Raw genomic sequence first — 13,541 nt, 5'->3', positions numbered from 1 at the left:
GCCCGGCACCCGCCGGGCCGCCCGACCGGCACCGTCTGCCCACCGGAGTACCCGTAACCGCCCGCACGCCCCCACCGATCACCCACCACCGCACGCCGCGCCTGGCCACCGCCCTGTTCCGCCACTACCTGCGCACCTGCATCCCCACCGGCCCCCACCGCGCCTCCCCGCTGGCCGGCGCACGCCCGGAGGCCACCCTCGCCGAAGCACAGCGCACCAGGCACCTCACCATCCCTATCCCTGACCGCCTCGTCCCGGAGGAGCATGTCCGACCCCACCCCATCCCCGGTGCAGCAGGCCGAGGAGATCAGCCGCCGGCTCGGCCGGCTCGCCGAGCGCCTCGACCACCTGCCGGCCCCTGAAGCCGCCCAGGTCCTCGCCCACGTCCTCGATGCCGACGACGGAGTCCTCCGCGCCCTCACCCATCTCCTGGCCGCCGGCAGCGTGTTCGCCAAGACCCAGGCCGAGCGCGGGGCGCTGCCGGCCGAGGTGTGGCTCGCGCTCGGCCGGGCCGCCCACGAACGCGACGACACCGCGCTGGACCTGGACCCCCACCGGCAGGCACTCCACAACGCCCGCCTACCGTCCGCCGCCACGACGACGAAGCCGCCCGCCCCCGCACCGCCCGCCGCCCGGCGGCACCGGTGAGCAAAAAGCAGTGGCCGAGCTGGGGACACGGGGAGCAGGCGCAGCAGCACTACCTCGTCGAGCCCCGCGCCCTGGCCGGCGGCGGCGACGTCCGGCACGTCCACGCCTTCCTGCGCGCCTGCGGCTGGCGGGACAAGACCCAGCGTGGCGGCCCCCTCGCGCTGCAGAGCCCGGACCGCACCGTGCGCATCGAGTACCAGCCCGCCGGCATGCCCGGCGGCTGGACGATCCAGGGCGCCGCCGCCCCCGGCCGGGATGCGTGGTGGGCGCACCTGGGTGCGCAGACGCCGGTGGAGATCGTCGCCGGTTTCACCGACGCCCTCACCCAGCCCCGCGCCGCGCACGCCCCCAACGTGTGGGCGCCGCTGCGGGAGCAGCGCTGGCGCAGGCCGCCCGAGACCGAACATGTCACCGCGACCAGCCCCGACGGCAGCGCCTGGGTGCAATACCGCCCATCCGCCGGCGGCGGGGCGATGTGGTGGTCCGGGGCGCAGGACCGGCAAGGCAACGGCTGGGTGGCCCAGTTCACGCCCAGTACGCCGCTGCACCTCGTGGAAGCCTTCACCGCCGCGCTCGCCAGCCCCGAGCCGGTGATGCGCCCGCTCGGCCACGTCCCGCACAGCGCACGGCTCCGCACCACGTCCGTGTCCGTGCTGCCCTCCCAGCTGGGCGCCTGGCAGCAGGCCCGGATCACCGCCGCCCGCGCCGCCACCTGGGCCAGCACCGCTCCCCGAAACGCCCGCCCCCGCTCCACAGCGGCCCGCCACCACGCGCCCACGGGCGGTGCCCGCGCCCGCCATTGACCCGACGCCGACCACTTGAGGTACCCGCGTTGCCCCCGCTCATCCCGGACACCATCCCTACCGCGGCCGAACTCCCGCCCCGCCTCGCCGAACACCCGCACGACACCGCCCGCGCCCAGCGCGCCGACCTGGGGTGTGCCGGGTGGCGGTGAGCGAGCGGCAGCTCGCCGCCTTCGCCGCCAAGCACGCCCACCAGATTCCCTTCGACACCAGCCCCCGCCATCTCGCCGGTCCGGGCGATGCCCGCCACGTCACCCACGCCCTCGCCACCGCCGGCTGGAGCGTCACCTCGGACACCCTCAGCCCCGAGATCGTGCTGCGCAGCCCGGACCGGCGGCTCACCCTCCAGTTCGACCCGCAGTCGCCCACCGCCGCCTGGTGGCGGCTGCGGGCCGAGCCCACCGACACCGAACCGCGCTGGTACACCGAGTTCGGCGAACTCGTGCCCGCCGAGATCCTCGGCCGCCTCACCGACGCCCTCATCACCCCGCCCCCCACCAAACCTCCCGCTCCATTCCAGATCCTGGAAGCAGCAGGATGGACACGGGACACCGTGACCACGGCCCTCTCCCCCGACGGCATGTGCCACGTAGAACAGCGGCCCGATCAGGACCGCGTCCCGGGGTACTGGCACATCGACACCTGCGAGCCGGGCCACGGCACACCCCGAGGGCCCCGGATCTGGCACGCCTGGCTGCCCGACCCCCTCCCCGCCCACCTCACCAGCGCCTTCCTCGCCGGGCTCGCCAGCACCAGCCCGCTCCAGCGCGGCATGTACGACCACATCGCCAGCCACGGCGTCGTGCAAAAGCCCAGCCCGTTCACGCCCGAGCAGGTCATCGCCGCCCACACCGGCCGGCTCGCCGCCCTCCGCGCGCAGGTCCGCGCCGCCCGCCGCCCCGCGCCGAACCCCGCCCCGGCCCAAGCCGCCCCCGGCACCGCCCGCCCGGCCACGCGCCGCTGAACCGATCGGACCCGCCATTTCCTTCGACCGCACCGCCCACCGCGCCCTCCTGCGGCGCCTCGACGACTTCGTCCGCGACAGCCGGGAGATCCTCGACGCCTGGGACGCCTACTCCGACGCGCACACCGACCCCGACGGATGGCCGCACGACGAGGACGCCTACGGGCTCCGCCAGAGCCGGCGCGACGCCGCCACCGCCGAAGCCTTCGAAACCCTCCGCGCCGGCGCCCGCCCCCTGCTGGCCACCGCCGACACCCAGCTCCAGGGCCTGCCCGCCCAGATGATCCAGCCCCGCTGGGCGTACCAGCTCGGCGTCCTGCACACCGCGCTCGACCAGCTCGACGCCCTGCACCAACAGTGGCTGCACACCCGCGACGGGCTGCCCGCCGACGCCCGGTGTGGCACACCCGCCTTCGACGACGCGCTCGCCGAGCACCACGCCGAAGCCTGGAGCTACCTCGACGACTGGGCCACCCACGGCCCCGCCCTCGGGGAAATCAACGCCGCGGCCCGGCACGCCCCCTCACCCCTGGCCCCGGCCCCGGTTCCAGCCGTCTCTCCCGCACCCGGCCCAACCGCGGCGGTGCGCAGGTGAGTTTGTCCGAGACGCCCGAGACGGTCGAGGTCGACTTCATCGCCCCACGCCATCTGGCCGGCGGCGGCGATCCCGCCTGGATCACCGTCCCCCTCCACCGCGCCGGCGGCTGGAGCTACGGCCACGACCCCCTGCTGCCGCGCGTCCTCCTCGCCAGCCCCGACCAGCAGGCCCTCCTGCGCCTGGAGCCCGCCGCGGACGGCCAGTGGTGGACCCTCCGTCACACCGCCACCCCCCAACGGCCCGCCTGGTATGCGAGTTTCGGAGCCCGCACCCCCGTCGAGCTCATCGCCGCCTTCACCGACGCCCTCACCGACCCGGCCGCATCGCCGGCCACCCTCGCCCCGTACGAACCGCTCGAACGCGCCCGCTGGACCCCCACCCCCGCTGCCGACGGCCTCCGCTCCCCGGACGGCACCGCCCTGGTCGAACAGACGGACAGCGAAGGCGCCGGGCCGTGGTGCGTCACCGTCGCGCTCGCCAGCTCCCGGCCCGTATGGCAGGCCCGGTTCGGCAAGAACACGCCCCCGCACCTGATCACCGAGTTCACCACCGCGCTCGCCGACCCGCGCCCCCTGCCGCGCCCCGGCGGTCCGCTCAGCATCCCGGCCCGCCTCTCGCACCTGATCACCCGCACGACCCGGCAGGTGCCCGCCGTCCAGGTCGCCGGCGCCCTGGAAGAACGCGTCCACGCCCTCGCCGCCCGACGAGCCGCCTGCCGCGCCGCGCTGCCGCCTCGCGGAGGAAGGCCCCGCGGTGCCCCAGACCGACGACGGTGACCACCCCGAACTCATGGTCACGCCGCGCTATCTCGCCGGGGGCGGGAATCCCGCCTGGATCACCGTGCCCCTGCACCATGCGTACGGCTGGCGGCTGACCCACGACCTGCTGCGTTCCCGGATCACACTCCACGCCCCCGGCCACCGGGCCGCACTCCATCTCGCGTCCGGCTCGCAGGAACCGTGCTGGCGCATCCGCCACGCCCCTGCCCCCGGCATACCCGCCTGGAACGCCACCTTCACCGCCCGCGCCCCCGTGGAGATCATCGCCGCCGTCACCGACGCCCTCACCGCCCCAGCCGGCGATGACCTCCCCTTCGCGCCGCTGCGCCGGGCACTCTGGCCGCCCGTCGAGGACGGATCCTTCCAGGGGCAACGCTCGCCCGACGGCTACGCGCGCCTGGGCTACACGGGCGACGCCGCCACCGGCTTCTGGTGCGCCTCCGCGGCCCTCGAGGACTCGCCCCAAGGCCGGGTGTGGGAGGCGGTCTTCGACAGCGCCACCCCGCCCGTCTTCGTCGCCGCCTTCGCCCACGCCCTGGCCGACGCGGCTCCCCTGCCCCGCGCCGCGGCCGACGTCCCCGCCCGCTGCCGCGCACACACCAGCACCACCCGGACCGGGCCCCGGCCCCACGGCGCCGACGAGCGGCTCGCCGCGCGCATCGCCGCCCTCCAGCACACCGGCTCGACAGCGCCAAGCCCACCACCGCCCCAGCCCAGCGCCCAGCGCAGGCCGCCGCCCCGCCCCCGCTGACCGGCCGCCCCTCCCCGGCCGGCGGGACACGGCCGGGCCCGGCCCTCGTCGGCCGGCCCGTTCCCACCTCCCCGCACACCGCCCCTTCCTGGAACCCGCTTCTTGCCCAACTCCTCCCCCTCCCCTTCCTCCAACAACGGCTACGACCTGGCCTTCCGCATCCTGCTCGGGCTCCTCGCCGTCGCCGTCCCGCTGGCCAACGCCGCCTGGCTCTCCGGCAACCTCACCGCCCGCCTCACCAGCCATCCCTGGGCGCCGTACGAGCCGACCGCGGCCCTGTTCCACCCCGACCGCCTCTGGCCCCACACCGACGAAACGTCCCTGCTCATCGGCGCCCGCCTCATCCCCGCCGCCGTCCTCCTCGCCCTGGGCGCCGCCGCGGGCGTCCTGTACGCGCGGCACAAGAACCGCAGTGGCGGGACGAAGAAGGTCACCTCGATGGCCAAGGCGCGGGACATCGAGCCGCTGCTGGCCAAGGCCATCGAGGCCAAGGCCCGCTCGCTGCGCCCGAGCCTGAAGAGCGCCAAGCGCCTCGACGCGAAGGACACCGGGGTCCTGCTCGGCAACCTGCAGGGCACGCGGCACGAGGTCCGCATGGGCTACGAGGACGTGGCCGTCGCCATCATGGCCCCGCGCTCCGGCAAGACCACCAGCCTGGCCATCCCCGCCATCCTCAACGCCCCCGGCCCCGTCCTGCTCACCAGCAACAAAGCCGCCGGTGACGCCTACACCGCCACCCTGGAGGCCCGCGGCCGGACGGGGCGGACCTGGTCGATGGACCCCCAGCAGATCGCCCACGCCCAGCGGACCATGTGGTGGAACCCCCTCGCCGGCGCGAAGACCCTGGACGGCGCCAACCGGCTGGCCGGCCACTTCCTCGCCGCCTCCGTCGACGCCAGCGCGCAGGGCGACTTCTGGTCCAAGGCCGGCAGCAACATCCTCTCCCAGCTCCTGCTCGCCGCCGCCCTGGACGAGCGGCCGGTCACCGACATCATGGGCTGGCTCGCCTTCCCCGCCGACCGCACCCCCCTCGACGTCCTCCGCGACCACGGTTTCGCCGCCGTCGCCGCCCAGCTCAAAGGCACCGTCGAAGGGCCGCCCGAAACCCGCGACGGCATCTTCGAGACGGCCCGCCAGTACGCCGCCGCCCTCCTCAACGCCGAGATCGCCGCCTGGGTCACCCCGCAGCACGACGTTGCAGAGTTCAAACCGGCCGACTTCGTCACCAGCACGGACACGCTGTACCTGCTCTCCAAAGACGGAGGCGGCGGCGCCTCGGCACTCATCGCCGCCTGCGCGGACGCCGTGATGCGGGCCGCGACCGCCCAGGCCGAACGTTCCGGTGGCCGCCTCGACCCGCCCGCCCTGGCGATCCTCGACGAAGCCGCCAACGTCTGCAAAATCAGCGACCTCCCCGACCTCTACAGTCACTTGGGGTCGCGCGGCATCATCCCCATCACGATCCTGCAGTCCTACCGCCAGGGCCAGAAGGTCTGGGGCGACGCCGGCATGGACGCCCTGTGGTCCGCCTCCACCGTCAAGGTCATCGGATCCGGAATCGACGACCCCGATTTCGCCGACAAGCTCAGCCGCCTCATCGGCGACCACGACGTGGAGACCACCTCCACCTCGCACTCCGAATCCGGCACCTCCACCTCCGTCTCCACCCGGCAGGAACGGATCCTGCCCGCCGACGCGATCCGCGCCCTGGCCAAGGGCACCGCCCTGTGCTTCGCCACCGGCCTGCGCGCCGCCCTCCTCGACCTGCGCCCCTGGTACGCCGAACCCGGCGCCGACGAACTCTCCGCCGCCTCCACCCGCGCCTCACAGGCCATCACCGCCCACGCCATCGCCAAACACACCCCCAACCCGTCCGACTTCGGCGAAGCCGCATGAGCGGGCCGCGGCTGCACGTGGTGCCGGTCCGCTCCCGCGAGGCGAAACCCTTCGTCCACACCTGGCACCGGCACCACCCGCCGCCCGCCGCCCGCAGGACAGATCTTCGCCGTCGGCGCCGCCGACGACACGGGGGTGCTGCGGGCGGTGGCCATCGTCGGCCGACCCGTCGCCCGCCACCTCGACGACGGCGCCACCCTCGAAGTCACCCGCACCGCCAGCGACGGCACCCGCAACACCAACTCCCTCCTCTACGGGACCGCATGGCGTGCGGCCCGCGCCCTCGGCTACCGACGGCTGATCACCTACACACAGGCCGGCGAGAGCGGCGCCTCCCTGCGCAGCGCGGGCTGGCGCATCCTGGCCCACCGTCCCCCACGCCCCGGCCGGCACACCCCCTCCCGCCCCCGCACCGACCGAGGCACCGCCCACACCGCCCGCACCCTGTGGCAAGCCCCCTGACGCACACCGGCACGGATACCTCCCCCCCCCGCTCCCCACGCCGTCCGGCAGCCGGGCCTGTGCGGCGGCCGGTACGCGGCCCCGCCGCCGCCTGACCTGCGCCCGGCCAACTCCTGGAACCCCCATGGCCATCACCGACCACCACGCCGTCTTCATCGGCACCACCGACGACGGGCACACCTTCACCGTCGTCAACTCCCCCCTCCGCACCGCCCACACCATCCTGACCAGCGGCGGCTTCACCACCCGCGAGCACCACGGCCGCGCCCTGCACCTGCTGCCACCCGCCCCTTCGCCGGAGGTGGGGGACCACGCCGAGGTGGCACTGCACCTCCTGTACGCGCTCACCACGGACGTCGCCGACCTCCGGTCCAGCACCCGCTGGCAGGAGCCGGAGGCGGAGGCCGCCGCGCACTTCGCTTTCGCCGACGGGCGCACCGCGGCCACCGTCACCACGGACGCCGCGCGATCGGTGCTCGAACTGCACGGCTTCCAGCCCACGCCCACCGGCTACGCCCTGCCCGCCGGCACCGGCGAGCGGGAGCGCGTCACCGCCGTCCTGAATGCGGATATCCACCTGTGGTCCCTCGGCCACGGCTGCGCGATCGATCTCAACCTCCCCACCCCCGAGGCGATCCCTCCCGCACCCGGCCACGGGCCGACGCCCGCGCCCAAGCCGCCCGCTCCCCCGCGCCCACCGCACCGGCACACCCGCTGACCCGCCACCGTCCCGGCGCGCGGCGACCCCGCCGGGAACACCCCAGGAGCTCCCCTTTGTCCGCCTTCGCCCGCCACGACCGTGTCCTGGTATCCCCGCGCCATCTCGCCGGAGGCGGGCCGAGCCGGATCAACGACGCGATCGGCCCCCTCATCCACCTCTTCGACTGGCACACCGACCACAATCCGGACACCGGCCGCGTCAGCCTCGACAGCCCGGACGGCTCCCTCTTCGTCGATTTCGACCCCACCACCCCCGACAAGCCGTGGTGGAGCATCCGGAACCACGAGCCACACTGGACAGCAGAGTTCACCCGCCAGACTCCCGCCGAAGCGGTCGCGGCCGTCACCCAGAGCCTGCCGCAACTGCTCGGCGACCACCGCCACGCCGAACGCATCCCCCTCACCGACACCGATCTCGCCGAGACCGCCGCCCTCAACCACTGGACGGCCACGACCTCCGCCGACGGCACCGCCTACACCTCGCCCGACGGATACTGCACCCTGCGCCACGCCCCCGGCGCCGAAACGGCCTGGAGGGTGGAGAACTCCCTCGCCGACGGATTCGACACCCACTGGAGCGCCACCTTCACCACCGAGACCCCCCACCGGGTCGTCGCCCAGTTCTTCGCCCACCTGACCACCACCGCCCCGGTGGAACGGGAGTACCGCGAAATCCCCTACACCGCCCGCGACTTCGGCGACACACTGATCACCCCCGCCCGCACCACCGGCGTGAACCCGCAAGTCCCTCATGCCGCGGCGCAGGCCGCCCACGCCCGCGCCGCCCGCCGCCGCTGACCCGCGCCCCGCACACCGGCGGCAGAAGCGCCCCGCCGCGTGCAGCACGGTCTCCCACGGCCCGCACGTCCGGCCCCGGCCAGGGGCCTCCCCGGCATCGGCAGCGACCCCTTCGGCACCATGGGGCGCGGAGCGGCACACACCGGTACGGCGCCGCGTTGTCGCTGTTCCCGCACGTGAGCGAGGAGCCCGTGGGTGCAGGCGACGCCGCAGCCGCAGTCCGTCCTTGCCGCGCCCTCCTGGAGCGCGCCGCCCCGCTGCGCTCGCGATGCCAACCGGCTCACCGCCGCCGGCCGCCGAGGCCGGCCGGCAATCGCCCCGCGCCCGCAGCGGCTCCAACCCGCCCACCCATCCCCGTCGGCCCGGGCGCAGACCGCCACACCCGTCTTTCACACACCCTCCGGAGCCTTCTCTCTTGCCCCAGTTCCGCATTCTTTCCCTCGGTGCCGGCGTCCAGTCCAGCACGCTGCTCGCTCTCTCCGCCGAAGGGATTCTCCCGAAGGCCGATTACGCGATCTTCGCCGACACCGGCTGGGAACCCCGCGCCGTATACGACCACCTCGACCGGCTCGAAAGGGAGATAGCCGAACCCGCCGGAATACCCGTCCTGCGGGTCACCGCCGGGAATATTCGCAAAGACGCCCTAGACCCCGGTCACCGGTTTGCCTCCATGCCTCTCTATATTTTGAACAAGGACGGAAAGCAAGGCATGACCCGGCGCCAATGCACCGGCGAATACAAGATAAAACCGATCAAAAAGAAGGTCCGGGAAATCCTCGGATACCCCCATCCGCAGCGCATCCCCAAGGGCGTGTTCGTCGAGCAGTGGGTCGGCATCTCCACGGACGAGTTCCACCGCGCCAAGGACGCCGACGTCCGCTACATGCACAACGTCCACCCCCTCATCGACATAGACTGGTCCCGCGACGACTGCATCCGCTACCTGACCTCGCTCGGCCTCGCCGACACCCCGAAATCCTCCTGCCTGGGCTGCCCCTTTCACGGGAATGCGCAGTGGCGGCGCATCCGCGACACGAGCCCTGCCGAGTGGCAGGACGTCGTGGAATTCGACGCCGCGATCCGGAAAGGAAACGCCCGCGCCAACGCGACCGGAAACGCCCTGCTCGGGCAGGCATTTCTGCACCGCTCGCGCGTGCCACTCGACCAGGCGCCGATCGACCACATCACCGCCGCCGAACACGCCGCCCGCCACGATGCGCTCTTCGACGCGGACGAGCTGGAGCACGGCGCGGCGGACGGCTGCTCGCCCTGGGCGTGCCGCGGAGACGCGGACGCACCGGCGCAAGGTGACTTCGGACTGGCCTCTTGATACTGGACCTCTTCGCGGGCCCGGGCGGTTGGGGACAAGCCCTGAGCGTGCTGGGGGTGCGGGATGTCGGCCTGGAATGGGACGAGTGGGCCTGCAAGACCCGGGCGGCCGCCGGGCAGTTGACCGTGAGGACGGATGTGGCGCGGTATCCGGTGTGGCCCTGGGCCGGCCGGACCCGCGGGGTGATCGCCTCCCCGCCCTGTCAGGCGTGGAGTACGGCCGGCAAGCGTCTCGGGCTGGTGGACCAGCCGCTCGTGCATCAGGCGGTCGAGGATCTCGCCGCCGGCCGCGACACCCGCGAACGACTGCTGGCCGCCTGCCGGGACGAGCGGTCGCTGCTGGCCGCCGAGCCCATGCGCTACCTCCACGCCCTCCATGCGGCCGGCGAGCCGGAGTGGGTGGCCATGGAGGAGGTGCCGGACGTGCTGCCGCTGTGGAAGCAGTACGCGGCCGTGCTCCGTCGCTGGGGGTTCTCCGTATGGTGCGGGATCTTGAACGCGGCCGACTACGGGGTGCCGCAGACCCGCAGGCGGGCGATTCTCCTCGCCTCCCGCGTCCGTACCGCCCAGCCGCCCACCCCCACGCACGCCCAACTCGCCGAGCCGGAGAGCCTGTTCGGTCCGGGCCGGGCCCGCTGGATCAGCATGGCCCAGGCACTGGGCTGGGGCGCCACCGACCGCCCGGTCCCCACCGTCTGCGCCGGCGGCGGGCCCGGCGGCGGCCCCGAACCGTTCCCCTCCGGTTCCCGCAAAACCCTCGCCGCCGCCCGTGCCCACGGCACCTGGACGCCCAGACCCGACGGGGTCGTGCTGCAGTCCCGCCGGGAAGGAACCGGGTGGGCGGCCCGCCACGGCACCCGCGAGAACCGGGCCGCCGACCGTCCCGCGCCCACCTTCACCGCCGAGGCGCACCGCTGGTCCTGGTCGCTGCGGAGCAACAGCCAGGCCAACGCCACCATCCGTCCACTGTCCGAGCCGGCGGGGACGCTGTTCTTCGGGCACCGCGCGAACGAATGCACCTGGATCGCCGAACCGTCCCCCGCCCAGGGGGAGGAGGCGGAGGAGGGGGGCGTGCCGGAGCCGATCCGGATCACCGCCCGCGAGGCCGGGATCCTGCAGACCTTTCCCGCCGACTACCCCTGGGCCGGCAACAAAGGCCAGGTCTTCGGTCAGATCGGCAACGCCGTGCCACCGCTGCTCGCCGGCCACCTCCTCGCCCCGCACCTCGGAGTCCCCCTCGACCCCGACGACTTCACCCTGGCCGCCTGATGCCCCGCACGCCCAACCCCGACGAGGATGACGTCGATGTCATCTGGCCGCCGGTGTTCCACGCCGAGCAGGCCCTCCTCGGTGCCCTCCTCCTCGAACCGCAGCGCCGGGGCGAGGTGACCGGGGTCGTGGCCGAGTCGTTCTCCACCACCGCACACGGCGCCGTGTTCGCCGCGATCCGCTCCCTGCCCGCCCCCGACCCCGTCGAGCACGCGCGGCACCCGACGTGGCTCGCCCAGGTCTTCACCGCCGCCACCGACCAGGCGCGCGGGTTGTCCGCCGCCTACCTGCACCGCCTGGTGCAGGTCTGCCCCGCACCCCACCACGCCCCCGCGTACGCGCGGATGGTCGAGGCGGAGCACGCCCGGCGCCGCCTGCGCGCCGCCGCCCAGAAACTCGCCCACACCTCCCGGGATATCTCGCTCCCCCGGCCCGTGGCCACCGCGCTCGCCGAAGCCGATGCCCTCGCGGCCGTGGTGGACGACCTCGCCGCCCGGTTCCCGCCGCACGCCGGCTCCCTGCCCCGCACCCCCGAACCGCCGCGCGCCGCAGCCCGCGAGGAGGCGGCGGCCGAGGAGGAACGGCTGCTGCTGGCGACCACGACCGCGCACCCGGGCAGCGTCGAGGAGATGCGGTGGCTGGCCCCGGGCGACTTCACGCACCCGCTGCACGCCGGGCTGTGGCAGTGCCTGACCGCCCTGACAGGCCGCGGCACCGCCCCCGTCGATCCCGTGACCGTCCTGTGGGAAGCCCAGCACCGCGGCCTCCTGAACACCGGACCCGAGCCGCGGGAACTGCTGGAGATCCTCGGCGGGCCGGCCGGTTCTCCGGAGCACTGGGGCGAGCGCATCCTCCAGCGCTCCCTCCTCGCCACCGCCCACCACACCGGTCACCGCATCCAGGCATACGCCGACGACCCGGCCAGCACGCCGTACCAGCTCGTCACCGGCAGCCGCCGCGCCCTCGCCGACCTGACCGCCGCCCGCACCCGATGGCAGCACGCCACCACCCCCCAGCGGGCGAACAGACCCACACGCGCCCGGAGCACCAGGGCGACCGCGGCGCCGCGGGCCGGCCCGCCACGGACCACGCCTCCCCCCGCCGCCCGCGATCCCGCCCCGCCGGTGCCCGGCCCCCTGCCCCGGGCCGCCGCCAGAAGAGAGCACCGTACGTGACACCCCCTTCCCTCGACGCGCAGGTGCGCCTCGACCTCCACCCCGCGCACCAAAGCGCCGTGACCGCCACCCTCACCGGCCCCCAGGCCCACATCCCCGCCGTAGGTCTGCAGGCCGCCGGCTGGCACGTCGTAGCCGAGAACACCCTGGTCCTGGCCCGCATCGACCACGAGGAGCCCCACTGGGCCCAGGACGCCGCCCGGCACCTGGCCGCCGACGGCATCACCGTCGAGATCACCCCCCGCCTCCAGGAGGCGATCGACGAGGAATGGACGTGGGCCGAGTACCCGATGCCCTGGTGCACCCGCACCGAGATCCGGGAAGTCTCCACCGCGGCCCAGAAGATCCACGACGACATCCGCCACGGAAACCTGCTCATCCACGCCCACGCCCACGACGGCCACACCACCGTCGCCGTCGGCACCTACCTCGACAGCGGCAAGAGCGTCTACCTCCACGGCGAGAACCACCTGCGCCAGATCGCCGACACCTTCACCTCCCCCGCCCAGGCCCTGGCCGACTTCGAAAAGCACCACGGCGACACCCTGCGCCCCGGCCCCGCCCCGCTGACCGACACCGAGCGCGCCACCGCCCAGGCCCGCACCTCACTCACCGCCCCGCCCCCTGCCCCGGAGCCGGAGACCGTTCCCGTCCACGCCGCCGACCCGGGCGACCACAACGCCCTCCTGGACACCTTCCTCGACGCCAACGGCGAGTGGCAGAAGTGGCGGACCTGGTCGGACGAGACCACCCACGCCATCCACGAATCCCAGACCCTGCGCATCGAACGCGACCACGAAGCCCCCGCCCACGAGAGGGCGTGGACTGTGGCCGCCTACGAGACCCCCGTCTCGGAGCGCATGTGGGCCCTCACCGCGACCGGCACCACCCCCGCCCCCCTCCTGCGGGAACTCCTGAACCACTTCGCCACCCACGACACCTGGGACACCGCCCTCGGCTCCCCCGTCCAGGAGAAGACCGTCACCGCCGCCACCCAGCCCCTCACCGACGCCGACTGGAAACTCACCGCAGACGGGCGCTACATCCGCTGGACCTCCCCCACCGGGGATGCGGGCGTCCGGTTCGACGCCTTCACCGCCCAGCACCCGAACCACCATCTCGCCGCCTGGACCCTGTGGGCCGGCCCCAGCCCCGACCACGCCACCTGGACCCTCACCGCATCCCCCTACACCCCCAGCGCCCTGCTGTCCGACCTCACCTACACCCTCGCCCACGCAACCGGCACCCGCCACACACACGCCCCAGCGCGCGACCGCAGCAAGAACCGCGCCACCCCGCCCCCGACCACCCCTGGGGCCAAGACCGTTCCCGCGGCCCGCCGCTCCCGC

At 74.2% G+C, this 13,541-nt stretch carries 15 protein-coding genes; all 15 read left to right on the top strand.

What is annotated here, in order from left to right; all coding sequences use genetic code 11:
* Nucleotides 1–264 precede the first annotated feature (264 nt).
* A complete protein-coding gene (locus tag ACFU99_RS14010; protein WP_384390577.1) occupies nucleotides 265–648 on the top strand; it encodes a hypothetical protein in 384 nt (127 codons plus the stop codon).
* On the top strand, nucleotides 645–1,451 hold the full coding sequence (locus ACFU99_RS14005) for a DUF317 domain-containing protein (RefSeq protein WP_384390574.1): 807 nt from the start codon (nucleotides 645–647) through the stop codon (nucleotides 1,449–1,451). The genes ACFU99_RS14010 and ACFU99_RS14005 overlap by 4 nt, the downstream gene beginning before the upstream one ends.
* 29 nt (nucleotides 1,452–1,480) lie before the next feature.
* Nucleotides 1,481–1,603, top strand: a complete 123-nt coding sequence (locus ACFU99_RS14000; RefSeq protein ID WP_384390571.1) for a hypothetical protein — start codon at nucleotides 1,481–1,483, stop codon at nucleotides 1,601–1,603.
* Nucleotides 1,600–2,415 carry a DUF317 domain-containing protein gene (locus ACFU99_RS13995; RefSeq protein ID WP_384390569.1) on the top strand — a complete coding sequence of 272 codons (816 nt, stop codon included), beginning with the start codon at nucleotides 1,600–1,602 and terminating at the stop codon, nucleotides 2,413–2,415. The genes ACFU99_RS14000 and ACFU99_RS13995 overlap by 4 nt, the downstream gene beginning before the upstream one ends.
* Nucleotides 2,416–2,695: 280 nt before the next feature.
* Nucleotides 2,696–3,010 carry a hypothetical protein gene (locus ACFU99_RS13990; RefSeq protein ID WP_384390566.1) on the top strand — a complete coding sequence of 105 codons (315 nt, stop codon included), beginning with the start codon at nucleotides 2,696–2,698 and terminating at the stop codon, nucleotides 3,008–3,010.
* Nucleotides 3,007–3,789: a DUF317 domain-containing protein gene (locus tag ACFU99_RS13985; protein ID WP_384390565.1), complete on the top strand. Its 783-nt coding sequence runs from the start codon at nucleotides 3,007–3,009 to the stop codon at nucleotides 3,787–3,789. Before ACFU99_RS13990 ends, ACFU99_RS13985 begins: the two co-directional genes overlap by 4 nt.
* Nucleotides 3,767–4,543: a DUF317 domain-containing protein gene (locus ACFU99_RS13980; protein ID WP_384390562.1), complete on the top strand. Its 777-nt coding sequence runs from the start codon at nucleotides 3,767–3,769 to the stop codon at nucleotides 4,541–4,543. Before ACFU99_RS13985 ends, ACFU99_RS13980 begins: the two co-directional genes overlap by 23 nt.
* A 102-nt stretch (nucleotides 4,544–4,645) precedes the next feature.
* A complete protein-coding gene (locus ACFU99_RS13975) occupies nucleotides 4,646–6,439 on the top strand; it encodes a type IV secretory system conjugative DNA transfer family protein (protein ID WP_384390559.1) in 1,794 nt (597 codons plus the stop codon).
* Nucleotides 6,440–6,574: 135 nt separating this feature from the next.
* Complete coding sequence (locus ACFU99_RS13970; protein ID WP_384390556.1) at nucleotides 6,575–6,901, top strand: XF1762 family protein; 327 nt, start codon at nucleotides 6,575–6,577, stop codon at nucleotides 6,899–6,901.
* A 124-nt stretch (nucleotides 6,902–7,025) separates the two neighbouring features.
* A complete protein-coding gene (locus ACFU99_RS13965) occupies nucleotides 7,026–7,619 on the top strand; it encodes a hypothetical protein (RefSeq protein WP_384390553.1) in 594 nt (197 codons plus the stop codon).
* Nucleotides 7,620–7,675: 56 nt separating this feature from the next.
* The gene (locus tag ACFU99_RS13960; RefSeq protein WP_384390550.1) at nucleotides 7,676–8,419 is read left to right on the top strand and encodes a DUF317 domain-containing protein; all 744 of its coding nucleotides are present in this window, start codon (nucleotides 7,676–7,678) and stop codon (nucleotides 8,417–8,419) included.
* Nucleotides 8,420–8,885: 466 nt separating this feature from the next.
* Nucleotides 8,886–9,749 carry a hypothetical protein gene (locus tag ACFU99_RS13955; RefSeq protein WP_384390580.1) on the top strand — a complete coding sequence of 288 codons (864 nt, stop codon included), beginning with the start codon at nucleotides 8,886–8,888 and terminating at the stop codon, nucleotides 9,747–9,749.
* The gene (locus ACFU99_RS13950; protein ID WP_384390547.1) at nucleotides 9,746–11,017 is read left to right on the top strand and encodes a DNA cytosine methyltransferase; all 1,272 of its coding nucleotides are present in this window, start codon (nucleotides 9,746–9,748) and stop codon (nucleotides 11,015–11,017) included. The genes ACFU99_RS13955 and ACFU99_RS13950 overlap by 4 nt, the downstream gene beginning before the upstream one ends.
* Nucleotides 11,017–12,192, top strand: coding sequence for a DnaB-like helicase N-terminal domain-containing protein (locus ACFU99_RS13945; RefSeq protein ID WP_384390545.1), 1,176 nt, complete (start codon nucleotides 11,017–11,019; stop codon nucleotides 12,190–12,192). The genes ACFU99_RS13950 and ACFU99_RS13945 overlap by 1 nt, the downstream gene beginning before the upstream one ends.
* Nucleotides 12,189–13,541, top strand: a 1,353-nt coding sequence (locus ACFU99_RS13940; RefSeq protein ID WP_384390542.1) for a DUF317 domain-containing protein, incomplete at its 3' end; no start/stop codon positions are given. The genes ACFU99_RS13945 and ACFU99_RS13940, both read left to right, overlap by 4 nt.

It is taken from the genome of Streptomyces sp. NPDC057654, from assembly GCF_042800135.1.
Classification (GTDB): domain Bacteria; phylum Actinomycetota; class Actinomycetes; order Streptomycetales; family Streptomycetaceae; genus Streptomyces.
Note: the sequence above shows the minus strand (reverse complement) of the source record. Positions and strands in the feature narration are given on the sequence as shown.